Source organism: Winogradskyella sp. HB-48, assembly GCF_049942685.1.
Lineage (GTDB): Bacteria > Bacteroidota > Bacteroidia > Flavobacteriales > Flavobacteriaceae > Winogradskyella.
The window spans coordinates 2,403,352-2,420,822 of the sequence record NZ_CP187934.1; the positions used below are offsets into that span (position 1 = coordinate 2,403,352).

The window sequence follows — 17,471 nt, forward strand, 5'->3', positions numbered from 1 at the left end:
CTTTTGTAAACAAACTCTATTGATTATTCTCTTGCAAAAAAATAGGTTAAATAACAGAATTTGTTTTTAACAGTTTGATTTTGGCAAAAATAATTAAAGTGTGAAATATTTTCTTACAGATAGGATGAAATTTTATAAATCTTCATCAATTTCTATGTCTTCTAATAATTCTTTAGAATCTTCAAGATTTTCTTCACCTCGTTGTTCTAATTGCTCAATGTCTCCAACTTCAGATTTGTAATAAACACTTTTGTAAATGGTAAGGGATAAAGCAATTATTACCATTAAAAAAATATACTGTATGGATTTTGTTTTGGTTTTATCTTTTTTAGACATAAAAACAATTAATAAACCACATACAAAAGCCACTATAATTGGTATTACGGCAAGATTTGAGAGTGGTGTAACGGCTAAAATAACCGCTAAAACAGCAGCTATAAATCCTAAAACTATTACTATTTTTTTTCCCATGAGATTAATGCTTTAAACCAGTTGCAGATTTTATTTTTAACTCTCCATTACCAACAGCAATTTTAAATTTTGCGTAAACAGGAATTTTATTTTCATCGGCTGTTAACCATAATAAGTTAGAGTTAGTTCCTTTGAGCACATCACTACCTTTTACAGATAAGGCCAATTTGTAACATTCTTTACTTCCAATATTGGTAGATATTGTTTCCTTACCAATATATTTCAAAATAATAGTAGTTTCTTTATTGTCAAACAAAACAGTGAAATCTTGCTGGTCTCCAGGATTTGCTTTATGAATATCTAAATTTCGTATGTAGTATAAAGTGCTTACAATATCTTTAGTAGAAGCATTTATTTTTACATCTTTATTTTCATCCCAAGTCGTACCATCCTTTCTTTTTTTGCGTTTCAAGCTTTTTACCAATTTTGCTTTATGGTTGTATTTATACTGCATAAATTTGTAATAACCACCTTCGCTAATATCCCTTTTATATAGATAAGGCGTTAGTGTTTTAGGATTCACATAGCTTTCATACAAATCTCTAATTTTAAAGAAATTGTCCCATTTTTTATAGGTTGCAGCTGTGCACTTTAAGCGCATAAGCGTACTTTTTGAAGTATTTAGCTCACTGGTTTCCATTTTTACTTCAGCAATGTCTGTTAAAATCCCAGACATATTATAGGATGCGGTAAAGACTAATTTCTCACCAAAAGCAATAGTATTATTTTGGGCTGTTATATACAATCCAAATAAAGCTGTTAGAACAAATAAGTATTTTTTCATTGAGATTGATTTGTGATAATAACGATACAAGTAGCATATATTGTGCCGAAAATACAATGCAATATTTAATGTTGCTAATTTTATTTAAAAATTGCTTGAGTCATTTTGAAAAAACTAGAAAAAAATCTTTGGCTACATCAAAAAGGGTTTTATATTTGCATCCGCAATTGGAGAAATGGCAGAGTGGTCGAATGCGGCAGTCTTGAAAACTGTTGAGGGTCACACCTCCGGGGGTTCGAATCCCTCTTTCTCCGCAAAAGAGTTCCTAGCAATAGGAGCTCTTTTTTTGTTTATGGCATATCTTTGCAAAAAAAAGTTTAGATGTCTATAATAGAAAAATTAAAGTGGCGATACGCTACTAAAAAGTTTGATACTTCAAAGAGCTTGTCCAGTGAACAATTAATCATATTAAAAGAAGCTTTTAATTTAACAGCTTTATCTTATGGCTTGCAGACTTTAAAACTGGTTATTGTGGAGGATAAAAGTATAAGAGAGCAATTGTTGAAACATTCATATGGTCAGCGTCAAGTAGTTGATGCGTCACATCTTTTAGTGATTTGTATTCAAAACAAAATTAATGATGATGATGTTGATAATCATTTTAATACTATAAAAAATATTAGGCAAACACCAGACGAAATCTTGAATCCATTTAGAGATGGCCTTAAATCTACAATTCAAAACATGTCTATTGACCAAAAAAATGATTGGGCTACCAGACAAGCTTATATTGCATTGGGCAATTTAATGACGGTTTGTGCAGTGGAACAGATAGATAGCTGTCCTATGGAGGGTTTTGTTCCAGAGGAAATAGACAGGATTTTAGAATTAGATGAGCATGGTCTCACTTCAGTTCTTTTATTTCCTGTAGGCTACCGAGCTCATGATGATATGTTTGCCAGTCTTAAGAAAGTAAGAAAACCATTATCGGAAACCATTATAGAATTGTAGATACCCTTAGTGAAACTGAAGCAAAAGCTTATATTTGTTTAAATAAATTTTAAAAAAATTATGCCTGGATTTGAGTTGTTTGGTGACTTAGAACGAAAAGAAGTTAATGATGTTTTAGATAATGGAGTCTTAATGCGCTATGGTTTTGGTGGCATGCGCAATGGTCATTGGAAAGCTAAAGAACTAGAATCTGAATTAGCAAAAACTTTTAATTCTAAGTATGTTCAATTAGTATCTAGTGGCACTGCTGCTGTATCAGTTGCTTTAGCTTCTGCTGGTGTAGGTGCTGGCGACGAGGTTATAATGCCCACCTTTACTTTTGTAGCAAGTTTTGAAGCTATTATGTTGTTGGGAGCAATTCCTGTATTGGTAGATATTGACAGTACTCTAACCCTAGATCCAAAAGCTGTTGAGGCTTCTATTACGCCAAAAACAAAAGCGGTTATGATGGTACAAATGTGTGGTAGCATGGGTAATATGGACGCCCTAAGAACAATTTGCAATAAACATAATCTAATATTTGTAGAAGACGCGTGCCAGGCAATTGGTGGAACTTACAAAGGCAAGCAATTAGGAAGTATCGCCGATGTTGGCTGTTTCTCTTTTGACTTCGTAAAAACCATTACCTGTGGTGAAGGTGGCGCAGTGGTAACAAATAATAATCAATACTATTTAAATGCCGATCATTATTCCGATCATGGTCATGACCATATTGGTAACGATAGAGGTGCGGAAACACACCCTTTTTTAGGTTACAATTTTAGAATTTCCGAGCTAAATGCTGCTGTAGGATTAGCGCAAGTAAGACGATTGTCTGAGTTTGTGAAAATTCAAAAAAGAAACTATTCAATTTTAAGAGAAGCGCTAGCTCATATTCCTGAGGTAACTTTTAGAACTGTGCCAGAGGGTGGTGAAGAAAGCTATGCTTTTTTAAATTTCTTTTTACCAGATTTAGAATCAGCAAGAAAAGTGTTTAAAGGGTTTAAGGAGAATGGCATTGATGTATGCTTCCATTATTATGATAATAACTGGCATTACATTAGAAAATGGGATCACCTTAAGGATTTAAAATCGTTGTTTCCTATTTCGAACGAAGTAAAGCAAGGTTTAGAATATCTTAAAACAAAAACCTTTGAACAATCAGACCATTGGATAGCTCGTAACATTTCATGTTTAATAAAATTATCGTGGACTAAAGAAGAAGTTAGCGTTAGAGCCCAAAAAATGGTAGAAATTATTAAAGCTTTTTAGTTTTTACTTGTACAGTTAGTGTATAGGTGAAATTTAAAATTAACTGAAAACCGTTTCATATCTTTAAAAAAATTAAGCTATGAAACAGTTTTACATTTGCGCTTTCAGTTTTTTATTAGGAATCAATCTTTACTTTGCTCAGCAAACACCACTGGATTTTTCCAATCCCACCCAAACTTTCACAGCATTTTCGGGAAGTCAGTTTTCGTTTGGAGTAGATCAAACAGATGCCAATAATCCAGTCGGTCAGTTTTTTAATGATGGTAGCCAAGAGTGGCAAGGTTTTTTTATAGATTTAAGTAATCCAATAGATTTATCTGAGCAACAAGTCATTACTTTATCTTTTTATCAGTTTGATCCTAATTTACACACCATTATGGTAAAATTGGAAAATGGTACAGAGGCAGATGTTGAGGTTGTACAAAGTAGCTCTGGTTCTGGTTGGTCATACAATTTAACATTCGATTTTTCTAATGCCACATTGAGTGGAGTAGGTACTTCTGTAAATGCAACGGGAGCCTATAGCAGATTGGTTATCTTCATTGATGGTGGTGCTCTAATACCTGGCACCTATTTTATTGATGACATCAATGATGGTTCAGAAGCTACAGACCCTAATGCGCTAGATGTAGTTTATACAGATTTAGTTTGGTCAGATGAGTTTGATTCAGATGGAGCAGTAGATGATACAAAATGGTTTCATCAAACACAATTACCAGCGGGTGGCAGTTGGTTCAATGGAGAGCAGCAACATTATACCAATCGTATTGAAAATTCTTTTGTTGAAAATGGCTTTTTGAATATTGTTGCTATTAAGGAAAACTTCACTGATCAAGGTGAAACCAAAGCATATACCTCTGCTAGACTAAATTCCAAGTTTGCCTTTACTTACGGTAGAGTCGATGTTAGGGCAAAGCTACCTGAAGGAGATGGAACGTGGCCAGCGATATGGACGCTTGGTAAAAACATTACCGAAGCAGGAGCTTATTGGCAAACACAAGGTTTTGGTACCACAAGTTGGCCAGCTTGTGGTGAAATAGATATTATGGAGCATGGATTAGGACCTGTAAATCATGTGAGTAGCGCAATACATACGCCCTCTAGTTTTGGTGCTACTATCAATTATCAGTCTTATATTTTAAATGATGTTGCCAATGAATTTCATGTGTATTCCATGAATTGGTCACCAAATCAAATCACGTTTTTAATTGATGGTGTTGGATTCTACACATACAATCCGGCTGTTAAAGATGCGAGCACCTGGCCTTTTGATGAAGATCAATACCTATTACTTAATATTGCCATGGGTGGAGTTGCAGGTGCTATAGATCCTGCATTTATACAAAGTGAAATGGTCATAGACTACGTCAGGGTTTATCAGAATACTTCGTTAAGCATAGGTGATTTAAATAGAAACGGATTTGTAGTATATCCCAACCCAGTAAAGGATAACTTATATATAAAAACTGAGTATAGTATTGATAATGTAAGCCTTTATAATGCCCTTGGTCAACTTGTTATTGACAAAAACTCCAACATAAGGAAACTTAATGTTAGTCAATTACAAAAGGGGCTATATATATTGAAGATTAAATCTGGAAATAATTTACTGACCCAAAAGATAATTATTGATTAGTAGTTGACATAATCTACTATCTCTAAGCCATAACCTATCATACCAACACGTTTGGTTTGTAAGCTGTTAGATAAAAGATTGATTTTGCTAATTTTTAAATCATGAAGAATTTGAGCGCCAATACCAAAGTCCTTGGAATCCATAGAAATTCTTGGGGCTTTTACTAATTCTCCTTCTTCTTGGTTTTCCTTTAAAACAGATAAACGAGATAATAAATTCATGGACTCCGCTTGCTGATTTATAAATATGATAGCTCCTTTTCCTTCAGTATTAATGGCATTGAACATGTCATCTAACTTTTGGTCAGCATTATTTGTTAGCGTACCAAGAATATCATTATTAACTAGAGTAGAGTTAACGCGTGTTAAAACTGTTTCATCAGACTTCCAAGTACCCTTAGTCAATGCAATATGAACCTGATTATTGGTGGTTTGCAGATAAGCTCTGAGTCTAAACTTGCCAAAACGTGTTTCTATGTTGAAGTCTTCTTTCTTTTCAATTAAAGAATCGTGCTCCATACGGTACGCTACCAAATCTTCAATAGAAACAATTTTTAAATCAAACTTTTTAGCGACTTCCATCAGCTGAGGTAATCTTGCCATGGTTCCGTCTTCATTCATTATTTCTACAATGACACCAGCAGGCTCAAAGCCAGCTAAACGTGCAAAATCTATTGCAGCTTCTGTATGGCCTGTACGTCTTAATACACCACCTTCTTTAGCAACTAGTGGAAAAATATGACCAGGTCTTGCAAGTTCAAAAGGTTTTGTGTCTTTATTTATGAGAGCTTTGATTGTCTTGGCTCTATCACTAGCAGAAATACCTGTACTTACACCATTGCCTCTTAAGTCTACAGAAACTGTAAAGGCTGTTTCCATAGGGTCAGTATTGTTTCTGACCATCATGTTAAGTTCTAACGCGTCACATCGATGTTCTGTAAGAGGAGTACAGATTAAGCCTCTACCATGAGTAGCCATAAAATTGATCATCTCCGGAGTTACTTTTTCGGCAGCAGCTAAAAAATCTCCTTCATTCTCACGATTTTCATCGTCTACAACGATTATTACTTTGCCTTGACGAATATCTTCAATGGCTTCTTCAATGGTGTTTAACTTGGTTTTTGTATCCATACTAGTATTCATATAACCTATGAGTTAAGTTATGCAAAGATACGTTTATTTGATATGATAATAAATTATGTTAATCAAAGTCTTGTTTGATTTTGTTTCTTGTAAGAATATATCTTAATGGATAAACTGTAAATAGTATTATTAAAATAAAAACATTAATGTGTTTGTCTTTCTTAACAGTAGATTTATAGAACTTTAAATAAACGTATGAGTCTACCAAAACATAAATAAAGAAGAAAACTAAAGCTATTAATCCTAGACTGAGAGACGATTCAGCTACTTCAGGCATTTTATTGTTTTTTGAAATAAAATGTAGACTAATAAAGATTCCACTTAAAATATAACTTACTAAACTTGTATTAGAATAATCTTTATAATCTTTTAAAAGCGATTTAGAATGCTCAGAAAGCTGTTCTTTATTAGAAGTTTTAGATCTAACTTTAAATAGCTCATTTTCTATTTGGTTCTTTTGAATAAAATAAAATATAAAATAGAGTGGTAGCCCTAAAAAATAAAGTATTGCTCCGTTGGCACTTCTTGACTTTCCAAGTGCTTTGAATAAATCTATATGTTTTGATATGGATTTCATAAGTGAAATTACACAAATCAAAAACGTAATAATACCTAGAACAAAAAATATAATTGCTAATGATTGTGGTCCATTATTATTGAATACTCCAGCAAGAATATTAAGAGGGGTCATTATGATGTAAAAGATAAATGCTAATTTAGAATCTTCTTCATATTCATTTTTTAGGCTTATAATTTCATCATGTTTTCTACTAGACAAATGACCTGCTAATCTTAATTCTTGAACTGTGACACCTCTTTCATTTAGTATAGAAATTGCAGAGTTTTTGTGTTCATATTTATAATCAAAATCTCTATGGTTTTTGATAATTTGGATAAGTTTTGAGTTGTCAAAAGATAGAAGTGTATTATAATCTTCTGACTCTTTGCTCAAATATGCTTTGTCTCTTATTTCATTCTTTTGAAGTCTAAAAAACCTCTTTAAAGGTGTGAGTATAGATTCAATCTCAAAAGCACCTTTATCATTTGTCGCTCTGGTCGTTAAATAAATACTTAACGGCAACATAACAGCTGTTGATAGCCATGAACCAATTATTGGGCTAAAACTTCCTTTTTCAGCACTGTTTTTAGCAAATATACCAAAGAAGTGATAGGTTAAAAACAATACAACAGCAATAACAATTGGTAGTCCCAATCCACCTTTACGTATTAAAGCTCCTAGTGGTGCACCAACAAAGAATAAGATGATGCAAGCTATTGCAAGTACAAATTTGTCATGTAAAGCTATAATGTGTTTATTAAGATGTATAGATTTAGCTTCAAAATTCTTTTTGTTAGAGTCTATAATCTGGTTTGTACTATTTGCAGAATTGAGTGCGAGATTAATAATTTGAGCTTTTTTTCTTATTGGAAAAAGGTCTAATAAATCACCAGAAAAAGAGGAGTCTTTTTCAATATTAATATTAAGATTTAATGCCTCATAGGTACTACGATTGTATAAGGTACGTGATAAAATTTTGTAATCTTCCTTTCGCTGACCTTTTAAACTATCTATTGTGTAGTTGAGTTGATCGATGTTTAACATTGAGTGTTTTCCACTATAATTTTTTTCATCAAGGTCTTCATCATTTAGAATTTCTAAGTCTACATTAATTGTGTAGCTGTCAAAATAACTTTTAGCATGCGGTTTGTTACTATTTTTACGAATGTCTTTATCTATAATTTCTTCGTAATAGTTGCCGTTTATGAGCTCTAACTGCAATACGTTAGAGTCTACACTGCTTTTTAATTCTCCCTTTTCAGATATGATAACTTTATAATTACCAAGTCTTGCAGAGCTCTTGTCGTGTATAATTACATTTTCTAAATATTGGCCTCTATCTCCTGTCTTTTTATCTACCTTGATATTAATATTACCGATTTCGTTAAACTGCCCTTCAGCAATGGCTAAGGCAGGTTTTACTTTGGCAATATTTCGTCTTAGATTATAAAAGTTGTATTCTCCCCAAGGAATAACATTGTTTGCAAAAAAGAAACAAGCTATACCCAAAGCTACAATAAACACGCTAAGACTACGCATAGCACGTTGTAGGGAAATACCTGTAGATTTCATAGCTGCAAACTCATAGTTCTCGGCAAAATTCCCGAAAACCATAATTGAAGATAATAAGATACTTAACGGCACCACCAAAGGAATAAGCTTTGGCATATAGTAGAGAATGAACTTTGCGGTTACTGAAACATCTAAATCCTTACCTGCAAGCTCCGATATATAGAGCCACACACCTTGGAGCACAAAGATGAACATGAATATAATAAAGACGCTAAAAAACGTCCTTAAAAATGTGATAAGAATGTACCTATCTAGTATTTTCACACATTAAATATTAAAACCTTAGTCTATTCTGTTGATATAGTAATCAGCATACTTACTCTTGTCAAAAGTAAATAAGGTTTTTGAGATAGGTTGGTCGGTTTGAAAAGAATTAACAGTTAATGTTGTTTTTGTACCGTTTTTACCAACTTCTATGAGGTTATAAATGTGTTTTGTAGTTGCATCTATGCCTAACAGAATATGCTTTATTTCAGAATTGGTATCCATAGGATTCAACTTTACATACTGAATTTTTCGTCCTTTTACATTTTGAACAATATCCATTTTATAGGTATAACCATCCTCGTAAAAAGATAACATCTTGCTAGGTGTAATTGTGCCTGCTTCGTCTGTATTATCAGAAGATATGGTTACTTCTTCGTCTTCAGGACTAATGGTGTAAAGTGTTTTGCCATCGAATATTCTTGTAACACCTAATATATTTAACTTGTATTTTTCACCTTCAATAACAACATCACCACGAGTTTCTTGGCTCATATTTTCCTCATTAACATTATTTAATTCATACTTAAAGTCTATAGAAATGTTCTTATAGCCTTTAATTTTAGCGCTTACTTCATTTAAAAGTGTCTCGGCTTTTGCGTCATTTTGCGAAAAACCTACAAAGCCTAGTGTGATGAATACTAAAAAGATTATTTTTTTCATTTTTTGTAAAGTGTAATATTATTGTTGTTCATTTTCTAACAGTTGATCTAATGCCACCAAATCAGTAATTATAACTTGCCTGGCTTTACTTCCTTCAAAAGGTCCTACAATACCAGCTGCTTCTAATTGGTCTATAATTCTACCGGCTCTATTGTAGCCTAATTTTAGTTTACGTTGTAATAAAGAGGCTGAACCTTGTTGTGCTGTCACAATAATTTCGGCAGCTTCTCTAAACAAGCTATCTCGATCGGAAATATCTATATCAAGATTTGTGCCACCCTCTTCACCAACATATTCAGGGAGTAAATGCGCATCCGGGTAAGCTTTTTGCGAACCTATAAATTCAGTAATTTTTTCAACTTCTGGCGTATCAACAAAAGCACATTGTAAGCGGATGAGGTCGTTACCTTGCGTGTATAACATATCACCACGACCTATAAGCTGGTCGGCACCAGAGCCATCTAAAATGGTACGCGAATCTATTTTACTGGTTACTCTAAACGCTATACGTGCTGGGAAGTTAGCTTTTATAATACCAGTTATGACATTAACAGATGGACGCTGTGTTGCTATGATAAGGTGAATACCAATAGCACGTGCCAATTGCGCCAATCTGGCAATAGGTGTTTCTACTTCCTTGCCTGCAGTCATAATTAAATCTGCAAATTCATCAACAACTAATACAATATAAGGTAAGAACTGGTGACCATCATTTGGATTTAATTTTCTAGCCTTAAATTTTGCATTGTACTCTGCTATATTTCTACAAAATGCATTTTTAAGCATCTCGTAGCGGTTATCCATTTCAATACAAAGTGAATTAAGTGTATTTATGACTTTAGTATTATCGGTGATGATGGCATCTTCACTATCTGGAAGTTTTGCTAAATAATGACGTTCAATTTTGTTGAAAAGTGTTAGTTCAACCTTTTTAGGATCTACCAATACAAACTTTACTTCGGCCGGATGCTTTTTGTACAATAACGATGTCAATACCGCATTTAAGCCAACCGATTTACCTTGCCCAGTAGCACCTGCCATAAGTAAGTGAGGCATTTTAGCTAAATCTACTACAAAGGTTTCGTTACTAATGGTTTTTCCGAACGCAATTGGTAATTGCATTTTGGATTGCTGAAACTTTTGTGAAGCGATTACCGAACGCATTGAAACGACTGTTGATTTCTTATTTGGTACTTCTATACCAATAGTACCTTTACCAGGGATAGGTGCAATGATTCTAATGCCTAGTGCCGAAAGCGACAAAGCGATGTCATCTTCAAGATTTTTAATTTTTGAAATCCTAACGCCAGCATCTGGCACAATTTCATAGAGTGTTACGGTAGGTCCAATAGTGGCTTTTATACTCGTAATACCAATTTTGTAGTTATTTAGTGTTTCTACAATACGGTTTTTGTTTTCTTCAAGTTCTTCCTGATCTATAGAAATTCCTTCATTATCGTATTTGTTCAATAAATCTAGAGGCGGAAACTGAAAATTACTTAGTTCTAAAGTAGGGTCAAATTGCCCGAAATCTTCAACAAGTTTATCCGCTAAATTATCGGTTTCGGATTTTTCTTCTTCTACAGTTTCTATTTCAACTTCAATATCAGATTTTTCTCCCGACTCTTGTTTTATTTTAGGCTCATCACTTAAGTGCTCTTTAGCTTTATTTAGTCTGGAATGATTGCCAATTTTAGGTTCTTTTTGTTCTAAAGATACCTCTAATGCAGATTTAATGTTTTCAGCTTCTTCCGTTAGACTATTGTCTACCATAGCAGTTTTTGTATCATCTTCAGTATAGGGTTCAAAATCATCCCTGATATCTTTTTTCGCACTACCGAAAAGTTTAATAAACGTCTCACCAGTAACTTTAAATCTTATAGCTAGGTAGGCAATAAGTCCAAAGAGTAGTAATAGAGCAGTACCTATTTTTCCTATATAATCCTGAAAGAAATGATTCATTTCAAAACCAATAGTACCCCCAAGAATATCGTATTTATGTGTAAAGAACCCAAAGAAAACAGACAACCAAATAACGATTAATGTTCCCCAAATCCAATGTTTTGTGAGCTTTGTTTTTTTAAGGTTTAAGGTAGTATATACACCGGACAGAAAAATTAAACCAGAAAATATAAAAGAAGGTATACCAAAGCCTTTGTTTATAAATAATTCACTGACCCAAGCACCTAGCTGACTTGCCCAGTTTTTGTAGGCTTCAGTACGTTCTGGAAAATTATTCAATACACTTTGGTCTTCCTTGCCTGTAAATATGAAAGACAAAAAGGAAATAAATAAAAGCACACCCAATATAATCAGTAAGCTACCAAAAATGAGCTTTTGCTGATTGGATAATTTAAGCGATGGCTTTTTAAATGCCTTTTTTGGCCTAGTCTTGTTTGTATTTTTATTTTTAGTTGTCTTTTTTGCCATATTATGCCGAATACTATTTCGGTATATACCTCTCTGTGTCTAAGGTGTATTTTGTTTATATCCTTTTACCTCTTTAGAAATCCCATTAACATAATCTTCAATAATATGAAGATCTTTAGCTAGATGAGATCCTTGAAATTCGGTAATATCTTCAATTTTAATATTAGAATTGTAAAACTCTAAATATTTACTCGCCAAAGGTACAAAAGACCAGTGCCATTTTTCTTCATTATAACCAGTTCTTCCATTATTTTTATTGGTATAAACCTGATAAAATCCAAAACTATTGGCATACGTTTTTAACCACTGGTAGGTTTTTAAACCTTTTCCGCTGTTAAAATACGAATTATTTAAACTATTCAAATCTATATCTGTTCCCCAATGATGCCTAGATGTAGAGGGCATAGAACTGTATTGTAGTATTTTTTTTGCTCTATTGAGAGGGCTTAGTTCGTTATATGTTTTCCATTTTCTATCCCAAATAGCCTTTTGCTCATAAAAATTTCTGGTTCCAGATATAATCTTAAGATCAATACTATCTTTTTTTGCTGCTTCTGACATTTTAAGGAAAGCCCTGTAAACAAAAGCATTTAGATAAATTTCTTTTGTGGCGTATTTAGAATCTACTTTAACAAAGCTAGAATCTACTTTATAATCAAATTTACCAAGAATAAAATCTTTGGAAATGTTAAGCGTATCGTTATTAATAGCTTTTTCAAACAATCCGAATGATGGGTTAGTTTGTTTCGGCTCGGTGTTAGAAGTATTTTGGCAACTTGCTAGAAGTGGAAGAAAAGAAAGTAAAATAGTAAGTTGCTGCATAAAATTAAACACTACAAGTTTAAGATGTCTTAAATACCTAATCATGTAACGTAAATAAACTTTAGTTTGGTATTTAAAAAATCTTAGGAAGATAAATGATGCAAGCGATAATTACCGCAACGACTGAAGCAATAAAGACAGCACCAGCAGAAATATCCTTAATCAACCCAATTTTTGGATGGTGCTCTGGGTGAATAAAATCTGCAATGTACTCAACAGCAGTGTTAACACCTTCTATGCTCATTACTAGCCCAATCATAGCTATTTGGAGCATCCATTCAGTAGCTGAAATATTAAAATAAAATCCAGCAATGGTAACTACAATAGCAATAAAGACCTGAATTTTAATGCTGGCTTCGGTTTTAATAAGAATGAGCATTCCTTTAAAAGCAAAGCCAACACTTTTAAGTCTATTAACTATAAATGACTCTTTGTTTTGTTGCATCGTAGCGTTAAGATAAACTGCTCAAAGCACTAGCATAATCTGGCTCATCTGCAATCTCAGAAACTTGTTCCGTGTACAAAATAGTACCATCTGTATCGATAACAACAACACATCGAGATAATAAGGTTTCAAACGCTCCGTTTGCAAAAGCCAATCCATAATCTTTACCAAACTGACCTGTTTTGTAATCGGATAAGCTTACAACGTTATCCAAACCTTCAGCACCACAAAAACGTGCCATGGCGAAGGGTAAGTCTTTAGAGATACATAATACTTTAGTGTTTTCTAATTGACTAGCTTTTTCATTAAATGTTCTTACAGATTGCGCACAAGTACCTGTATCAACACTTGGAAAGATATTTAATACTAATCTACTGCCTTCAAAATCTGAAAAGCTTTTATCTTTTAATTCCGTGTCTGTAAGTTTAAAATTTGGTGCTTTATTACCAACTTTTGGTAAATTTCCTATTGTTTCTACTGGAGTTCCTCCTAGTGTTACATTTGCCATGGTTTAGTGTTTTAATTTTGGTTAAAAATAAAAAAAGCAATACTGAAAAGTGTAAATAAAATGATAATGTTTTAAAGAAAAAGCCATATCAATTCTATAATTAATATGGCTCTTATTTTTTGTTATGGTTTTTGAATGTCTATCTCAATTCAGCCCCAAGTTGAGACTCAAAGTTAGATTGAAGCTTAGACATAATCTTATCAATCTGTTTGTCAGTAAGGGTTTTATTTTCATCTTGTAATGTAAAGCTCACTGCATAACTCTTTTTACCTGCTGGTAGATTCTTACCTTCATAAACATCAAACAGGTTTATATCTTTAAGCAATTGCTTTTCGGTTTGCTTGGCAAGGGAGTAAATATCCTCAAAGGTTACTTTATTGTCTAACAATAAAGCAAAATCCCTGCGTACTTCAGGATACTTAGGTATAGCTGTAAATTTAATGGAATTGTGTTTTGCCATATCTAAAACATTATCCCAATTAAAATCAGCAAATAAAACAGGATGAGCAATTCCAAAATGTTTAAGTACCGATTTTTTGACTAACCCAAATTCAACGAGTTTTTTCTTTCCAAGAGATAGGCTCATACCTTCGCTTAGGATATCAGTTTTATTAGGACTAGACTTTAATTTATTCAACCCCAAACGTTCTAAAATAGCCTCAATAGTACCTTTTAAATAAAAGAAATCACTCGGTGATGTTTGTGAGTTCCAGCGTTCTTGGGTTTTATTACCTGTAACAAAAAGTGCCAAATGCTTAAACTCTTCTCTGCTTTCAGAATACTGATGATATGTTTTTCCAAATTCAAACAACTTTAAATCGTAGCGCCTACGGTTTATGTTATGAGCTATAGCCTCTAACCCTGAAAATAACATCGATTGACGCATTACTTCTAAATCCGTACTCAGAGGATTTAACATTTTTACGTTGTGCGTTGCGTCTAATTGCTCACTTAATTCAACATATTTCGGTGTTGTGAGGGAATTTGCCATGATCTCAAAAAACCCTTGAGCAGCTAATTGGTTACCAATGATATTTTGAAGTTTGTAATCTTCAAAACGTGTAGAATTAGAAATTGAAGCATTGAGTTTTTCGGTTGTGCCAATATTATTGTAGCCATAAACTCTTAAGATTTCTTCAATAACATCTGCTTCGCGTTGTACATCGTTTCTATATGCTGGTATAGTAAGTCCTAAACCGGTTTCAGTAACATTATTGACTTTAATTTCTAAAGACGTTAAAATACTTTTAATGGTTTCCTTCGGAATTTCTTCACCAATTAATTTCTTGGCATTTTCAAAACTTAATCGTACTTCGTAATCCTTTATTTTATTGGGATAGGCATCAGAAATATCACTGGTTATCTCGCCTCCTGCAACTTCAGTAATGAGTAAAGCTGCGCGTTTTAACGCATATTCTGTAATATTAGGGTCAATACCTCTTTCAAATCTAAAAGAGGCATCAGTATTTAAACCATGTCGTTTTGCCGTTTTTCGGATACTTACGGGATCAAAGTAAGCGCTCTCTAGGAAAATTTTAGTTGTACCTTCCGTAATTCCAGAGTCAATACCTCCAAAAACACCGGCAATACACATTGGTTTTTCAGCGTCGCAAATCATTAGATCTTCTTCGTGCAATTCTCTTACAACTTCGTCCAATGTGGTAAATTTCGTTCCAGCTTTACAGGTTTTAACCTCAATTTTGTTTCCTGATATTTTATTGGCATCAAAGGCGTGTAATGGTTGTCCTAACTCGTGTAAAACGTAATTGGTAACGTCTACAATATTATTAATGGGAGATAAGCCAATAGCTTTTAGTCGGTTTTGTAACCAATTAGGAGAAGTACCAACCTTAACTCCAGAAATAGTGACACCACAATAACGCGGACACTTCTCCTTGTCTTTGATATCAACATCAATTTTTAATGACCTTGTATCTACATGATACGACATCACGGAAGGTGTGATAAGCTCTAGCGATTTCTCTTTTTGTAACAGGCCTGCTCTCAAATCGCGAGCCACACCATAATGGCTCATAGCATCTGCTCGATTAGGGGTAAGACCGATTTCAAAAACCTCATCATTTTCTACTTCAAAAATCTCTGCGGCTAGTGTACCAGTCTTTAAATTAGCATCCAAAACCATGATGCCTTCATGAGATTCACCAAGTCCAAGTTCGTCCTCAGCGCAAATCATACCATGGCTTTCTTCACCTCTAATTTTTCCTTTCTTTATTTCCCAGGCTTCACCTTCAGCAGTATATAGCGTTGTGCCAATGGTAGCTACAGGTACTTTTTGTCCTACAGCCACATTTGGTGCTCCACATACAATTTGCACTGGCTCTGCTTCACCAATATCTACAGTAGTTACTTTTAGTCGGTCTGCATTTGGGTGTTGTACGCAAGTCAATACTTCGCCAACAACAATGCCTTTTAATCCACCTTTAACGGATTCGTAAGTTTCAATACCTTCTATTTCTAAGCCAAGATCCGTAAGTAATTCGCCAGTTTTCTCGGCATCCCAATCTATCTTTATAAACTGTTTTAGCCAGTTGTATGATATCTTCATAATTTCAGTTCAATGAAGCTACAAAGATAATAATACTTGTATGTTAATGAAATGAATATGCTTTTTTATGTAAGAGATTTGTTGTTATTTCGAACTCTAAATAAACTTAATTTACGATGCGATATATTTTCGGACTTTTAGTTGTAACATTTCTATTTTCATGTAAAAACGAAACTAAATCCAATTCAGACTCAGCTATTCCATTAGAAGAAGGAACGTACAGAGCATGGTTGCCAATTCAAGATCATCAGGAAATTCCTTTCATCTTTAAAGTTGAATCTGATAGCCTATTAAAGATTTACAATGCTGAAGAAGCGATAATGGTGGATGAAATTGAATATAAAAACGATTCTGTCTATATCAATTTGCCAGTGTTTAAGGATTATTTAGTGGCTAAAATTAGTAATGAGGAAAGTTTGAATGGTTTTTATGTGAGTCCCGATAGAAATCGAAAAGTTCCATTTAGAGCTGAAGGCCATGAGAATATGAGATTTTCGGTAAAGGAAAAGCCAACAACTAATGTTGAAGGTGTTTGGGAAACTGTATTCAGCAAAGGTGTTGAAGGAGATGAATATGTTGCCAAGGGTATTTTTAAACAAAAAGGACAGAAGGTTACCGGAACTTTTAGAACAACTACTGGCGATTACCGTTATTTAGAAGGTGTAATTGATGGCAATACCATGAAACTATCTACGTTTGATGGTGCTCACGCCTTTTTATTTATTGCTACCGTTACAGATTCTACAATGCATGGTAGATTTTATTCTGGGAACCACTGGAAAGAACCTTTTGAGGCTAAACGTAATACCGACTATGAATTACCTAGTGCAAATGAATTGACCTACCTAAAAGAAGGTTACGACAGTTTAGAGTTTGCATTTCCTAACACGTTAGATAAAATGGTGAGTCTTAAGGATGAACGCTTTAAAGATAAAGTTGTTGTGGTGCAAATTATGGGAACCTGGTGCCCTAATTGCTTGGATGAAAGTAAGTATTACTCAGATTTTTATAAGAAATATAAAGGTAAAGATTTGGAAATTATAGCTTTAGCCTTTGAGTATGCTAAGGACAAAGAAACAGCTTTTAGCCGCATAGAAAGACTACAACGTAAAATAGGTATAGACTATCCTATACTTTTAGCACAATATGGTGGTGCAGACAAATCTGATGCACAAGAAAAATTGCCAATGCTTAACCATGTACTATCTTATCCAACCTCTATTTTTATTGATAAAAAAGGAAGGGTGAGAAAGATACATACTGGTTTTAATGGCCCAGCAACTGGCGATAAATACATAGAATTCAAAGAAGAGTTTGAAAGCTTTGTAGTTGAGTTGCTGAGCGAGTAGTTTAGTTGTCCTTTACTTCATTTAAAATTCTGTCAATTCGAGTGTCTCGACTTTAATG

Annotated in this window: 14 protein-coding genes and 1 tRNA gene; 5 read left to right on the plus strand and 10 right to left on the minus strand. The window is 33.7% G+C overall.

Going from position 1 to position 17,471, the window contains the following annotated elements:
- Positions 1–132: 132 nt before the first annotated feature.
- Entirely contained in the window at positions 133–471 is a 339-nt protein-coding gene (locus tag ACPX19_RS10855) for an FUSC family protein (protein ID WP_426430026.1), read from the minus strand.
- Between the two features lie 4 nt (positions 472–475).
- Positions 476–1,255: a DUF3108 domain-containing protein gene (locus ACPX19_RS10860; RefSeq protein WP_426430027.1), complete on the minus strand. Its 780-nt coding sequence runs from the start codon at positions 1,253–1,255 to the stop codon at positions 476–478.
- 169 nt (positions 1,256–1,424) lie between these two features.
- On the opposite strand from ACPX19_RS10860, the gene ACPX19_RS10865 reads away from it, so the two are divergent.
- From ACPX19_RS10865 to ACPX19_RS10880, 4 genes are all read left to right on the plus strand, one after another.
- A tRNA-Ser gene (locus ACPX19_RS10865) sits at positions 1,425–1,509 on the plus strand.
- A gap of 67 nt (positions 1,510–1,576) precedes the next feature.
- Positions 1,577–2,206 (plus strand): NAD(P)H-dependent oxidoreductase, encoded by a 630-nt coding sequence (locus ACPX19_RS10870; RefSeq protein WP_426430028.1) that lies wholly within the window; start codon positions 1,577–1,579, stop codon positions 2,204–2,206.
- Between the two features lie 60 nt (positions 2,207–2,266).
- Positions 2,267–3,457 (plus strand): DegT/DnrJ/EryC1/StrS family aminotransferase, encoded by a 1,191-nt coding sequence (locus ACPX19_RS10875; protein ID WP_426430029.1) that lies wholly within the window; start codon positions 2,267–2,269, stop codon positions 3,455–3,457.
- A 79-nt stretch (positions 3,458–3,536) separates the two neighbouring features.
- Positions 3,537–5,093 (plus strand): family 16 glycosylhydrolase, encoded by a 1,557-nt coding sequence (locus ACPX19_RS10880; protein ID WP_426430030.1) that lies wholly within the window; start codon positions 3,537–3,539, stop codon positions 5,091–5,093.
- Here ACPX19_RS10880 and ribB read toward each other — a convergent pair.
- The 8 genes from ribB to pheT form a co-directional block, all read right to left on the minus strand.
- Positions 5,090–6,235, minus strand: coding sequence for a 3,4-dihydroxy-2-butanone-4-phosphate synthase (gene ribB / locus ACPX19_RS10885; protein WP_426430031.1), 1,146 nt, complete (start codon positions 6,233–6,235; stop codon positions 5,090–5,092). The genes ACPX19_RS10880 and ribB overlap by 4 nt on opposite strands.
- Positions 6,236–6,293: 58 nt before the next feature.
- Positions 6,294–8,630 (minus strand): LptF/LptG family permease, encoded by a 2,337-nt coding sequence (locus ACPX19_RS10890; RefSeq protein ID WP_426430032.1) that lies wholly within the window; start codon positions 8,628–8,630, stop codon positions 6,294–6,296.
- 18 nt (positions 8,631–8,648) lie between these two features.
- The gene (locus ACPX19_RS10895; RefSeq protein WP_426430033.1) at positions 8,649–9,293 is read right to left on the minus strand and encodes a LolA family protein; all 645 of its coding nucleotides are present in this window, start codon (positions 9,291–9,293) and stop codon (positions 8,649–8,651) included.
- 18 nt (positions 9,294–9,311) lie between these two features.
- Positions 9,312–11,723: a DNA translocase FtsK 4TM domain-containing protein gene (locus tag ACPX19_RS10900; RefSeq protein ID WP_426430034.1), complete on the minus strand. Its 2,412-nt coding sequence runs from the start codon at positions 11,721–11,723 to the stop codon at positions 9,312–9,314.
- A gap of 39 nt (positions 11,724–11,762) precedes the next feature.
- Positions 11,763–12,590: a M15 family metallopeptidase gene (locus tag ACPX19_RS10905; RefSeq protein WP_426430035.1), complete on the minus strand. Its 828-nt coding sequence runs from the start codon at positions 12,588–12,590 to the stop codon at positions 11,763–11,765.
- 28 nt (positions 12,591–12,618) lie between these two features.
- Complete coding sequence (locus tag ACPX19_RS10910; RefSeq protein ID WP_426430036.1) at positions 12,619–12,990, minus strand: diacylglycerol kinase; 372 nt, start codon at positions 12,988–12,990, stop codon at positions 12,619–12,621.
- A 7-nt stretch (positions 12,991–12,997) separates the two neighbouring features.
- Positions 12,998–13,498 carry a thiol peroxidase gene (gene tpx, locus ACPX19_RS10915; RefSeq protein ID WP_426430037.1) on the minus strand — a complete coding sequence of 167 codons (501 nt, stop codon included), beginning with the start codon at positions 13,496–13,498 and terminating at the stop codon, positions 12,998–13,000.
- 139 nt (positions 13,499–13,637) lie between these two features.
- On the minus strand, positions 13,638–16,064 hold the full coding sequence (pheT, locus tag ACPX19_RS10920) for a phenylalanine--tRNA ligase subunit beta (protein ID WP_426430038.1): 2,427 nt from the start codon (positions 16,062–16,064) through the stop codon (positions 13,638–13,640).
- A gap of 116 nt (positions 16,065–16,180) precedes the next feature.
- On the opposite strand from pheT, the gene ACPX19_RS10925 reads away from it, so the two are divergent.
- Positions 16,181–17,413: a peroxiredoxin family protein gene (locus ACPX19_RS10925; RefSeq protein ID WP_426430039.1), complete on the plus strand. Its 1,233-nt coding sequence runs from the start codon at positions 16,181–16,183 to the stop codon at positions 17,411–17,413.
- Positions 17,414–17,471 lie beyond the last annotated feature (58 nt).

Excerpts from the sequence above, each read along its gene's own strand:
- ACPX19_RS10855 (WP_426430026.1), bottom strand. The coding sequence starts at position 471 with ATGGGAAAAAAAATAGTAATAGTTTTAGGATTTATAGCTGCTGTTTTA.
- ACPX19_RS10860 (WP_426430027.1), bottom strand. The coding sequence starts at position 1,255 with ATGAAAAAATACTTATTTGTTCTAACAGCTTTATTTGGATTGTATATA.
- ACPX19_RS10870 (WP_426430028.1), top strand. The coding sequence starts at position 1,577 with ATGTCTATAATAGAAAAATTAAAGTGGCGATACGCTACTAAAAAGTTT.
- ACPX19_RS10875 (WP_426430029.1), top strand. The coding sequence starts at position 2,267 with ATGCCTGGATTTGAGTTGTTTGGTGACTTAGAACGAAAAGAAGTTAAT.
- ACPX19_RS10880 (WP_426430030.1), top strand. The coding sequence starts at position 3,537 with ATGAAACAGTTTTACATTTGCGCTTTCAGTTTTTTATTAGGAATCAAT.
- ribB (WP_426430031.1), bottom strand. The coding sequence starts at position 6,235 with ATGAATACTAGTATGGATACAAAAACCAAGTTAAACACCATTGAAGAA.
- ACPX19_RS10895 (WP_426430033.1), bottom strand. The coding sequence starts at position 9,293 with ATGAAAAAAATAATCTTTTTAGTATTCATCACACTAGGCTTTGTAGGT.
- ACPX19_RS10900 (WP_426430034.1), bottom strand. The coding sequence starts at position 11,723 with ATGGCAAAAAAGACAACTAAAAATAAAAATACAAACAAGACTAGGCCA.
- ACPX19_RS10905 (WP_426430035.1), bottom strand. The coding sequence starts at position 12,590 with ATGATTAGGTATTTAAGACATCTTAAACTTGTAGTGTTTAATTTTATG.
- ACPX19_RS10910 (WP_426430036.1), bottom strand. The coding sequence starts at position 12,990 with ATGCAACAAAACAAAGAGTCATTTATAGTTAATAGACTTAAAAGTGTT.
- tpx (WP_426430037.1), bottom strand. The coding sequence starts at position 13,498 with ATGGCAAATGTAACACTAGGAGGAACTCCAGTAGAAACAATAGGAAAT.
- pheT (WP_426430038.1), bottom strand. The coding sequence starts at position 16,064 with ATGAAGATATCATACAACTGGCTAAAACAGTTTATAAAGATAGATTGG.
- ACPX19_RS10925 (WP_426430039.1), top strand. The coding sequence starts at position 16,181 with ATGCGATATATTTTCGGACTTTTAGTTGTAACATTTCTATTTTCATGT.